This window comes from Nocardioides sp. (assembly GCF_035481145.1).
Classification (GTDB): domain Bacteria; phylum Actinomycetota; class Actinomycetes; order Propionibacteriales; family Nocardioidaceae; genus Nocardioides.
The window spans coordinates 1-2,153 of sequence record NZ_DATIHB010000110.1 but is presented as its reverse complement, the minus strand read 5'-3'; the positions used below and the strand labels follow the sequence as shown (position 1 = coordinate 2,153).

Below are 2,153 nucleotides of genomic sequence, written 5' to 3'. Positions count from 1 at the left end.
GAGCCAGCGGGAGGCGCGCTCGACCAGCGTGCGCATCTCCACCCGCATCCGGGTCTGGCGCTCGGCCGGCAGCCGGTTGTCGAAGGTCCTCAGCTCCTCGCGCAGGCCGAGGGAGCCGAAGATCTCCCGTGCCACGAAGTTGGCGCGCGTCAGGTCGGCGGCCGACGCACCGGTCTCCCCGGCGAGTCGTGGCCAGAACGTCAGCCCGGCGCCGTTGACGAGGTCGTTGACGACCTGCGTCACGATGATCTCCCGGCGCAGCGGGTGGGCGGTCATCCGGTCGGCGTGCTCCTCGGCGATCCGCTGCGGGAAGTAGGCGACGAGGTCCTGGCGGAGGTAGGGGTCGTCGGGCAGGTCGGAGGCGATCAGCTCGTCGGCCAGCACGATCTTGGTGTAGGAGAGCAGCACGGCGAGCTCCGGCGTGCTGAGGGCCTCCTCCCGGTCGAGCCGCCGCTTCACCTCGCGGGTGCTGGGCAGGCCCTCGAGCTCCCGGTTGAGCAGGCCGCGTCGTTCGAGCTCCCTCATCCAGTCCTCGTGCACGTGGAGCAGCGTCCTGGCATGGGCCTCGGCGTTGGCGAGGGCGAGGTTCTGCTCGTAGTTGTCACGCAGGACCAGGTCGCCGACCTCGTCGGTCATCTCCGCCAGCAGGGCGTTGCGCTGCTTCTCGGTCATGTCACCGGCGCTGACCACGCGGTCCAGCAGGATCTTGATGTTCACCTCGTGGTCGGAGGTGTCCACGCCGGCGGAGTTGTCGATGAAGTCGGTGTTGATCCGGCCACCCTTGCCGCCGCAGCCGTGGCGTGCGTAGTCGATCCGGCCCAGCTGGGTGAAGCCGAGGTTGCCGCCCTCGCCGACGCACTTGGCGCGCAGGTCGCCCCCGTCCACCCGGATCGGGTCGTTGGCCTTGTCGCCGGCGTCCCCGTGGGACTCCTCGGAGCTCTTGACGTAGGTGCCGATGCCGCCGTTCCAGAGCAGGTCGACCGGAGCCAGCAGCACGGCCCGCATCAGCTCCTGCGGCGTCATCGAGGAGACCCCGTCGTCGAGGCCCAGCGCCTGGCGCACCTGGTCCGACACGGGGATCGACTTCTGGCTGCGGGAGTAGACGCCGCCGCCCTCGGAGATCAGCGACTCGTCGTAGTCCTGCCAGCTCGAGCGGGCCAGCTCGAAGAGCCGCTTGCGCTCGGCGTAGGAGGTCGCCGCGTCGGGGTCCGGGTCGAGGAAGATGTCGCGGTGGTCGAACGCCGCGACCAGGCGGGTGTGCGCGGAGCACAGCATGCCGTTGCCGAAGACGTCGCCGGACATGTCGCCGATGCCCACGGCGGTGAAGTCCTCGGCCTGGCAGTCGATGCCGCGCTCCCGGAAGTGGCGCTGCACCGAGACCCACGCGCCCCGCGCGGTGATGCCCATGGCCTTGTGGTCGTAGCCGACCGAGCCGCCGGAGGCGAAGGCGTCGCCCAGCCAGAAGCCGTAGTCCTTCGCGACACCGTTGGCGATGTCGGAGAAGGACGCGGTGCCCTTGTCGGCAGCCACCACCAGGTAGGAGTCGTCGCCGTCGTGCCGGACCACCCTCTCGGGAGGCACGGTCTCGCCCTCCACCAGGTTGTCGGTGATGTCGAGCAGCCCGGAGATGAAGGTCTTGTAGGAGGCGATTCCCTCGGCCATCCACGCGTCCCGGTCGCGCGGGTCGGGGAGCTGCTTGGCGAAGAACCCGCCCTTGGCCCCCACCGGCACAATCACGGTGTTCTTGACCATCTGCGCCTTGACGAGGCCCAGCACCTCGGTGCGGAAGTCGTCGCGACGGTCCGACCAGCGCAGTCCACCGCGAGCCACCGCGCCGAAGCGCAAGTGCACGCCCTCGACGCGCGGGGAGTAGACGAAGATCTCGAAGCTCGGCCTCGGCTCCGGCAGCTCCGGGATCGCGGAGGGCTCGAGCTTCAGGGAGATGTAGGGCCGCGGGTTGCCGTGGTCGTCGGTCCGGTAGTAGTTGGTGCGCAGCGTGGCCCGGATGTGGGTGAGGTAGGAGCGCAGGATGCGGTCGTGGTCGAGGCTCGCGACCTCGTCCAGCGCGCGGCCGATCCGCTCCTCGACGGCCTCGACCCGCGCCGTACGCTCCCCTGCCTCCGCCTCCAGGCCACCCTCGCCGGGCTCGAACC

The 2,153-nt window shown here is 70.2% G+C and carries 1 protein-coding gene; it reads right to left on the bottom strand.

The features are described 5' to 3' along the window. The coding region (locus tag VLF38_RS09430) for an NAD-glutamate dehydrogenase domain-containing protein (protein ID WP_325271012.1) at window positions 1-2,153 on the bottom strand (2,153 nt) is incomplete at both ends.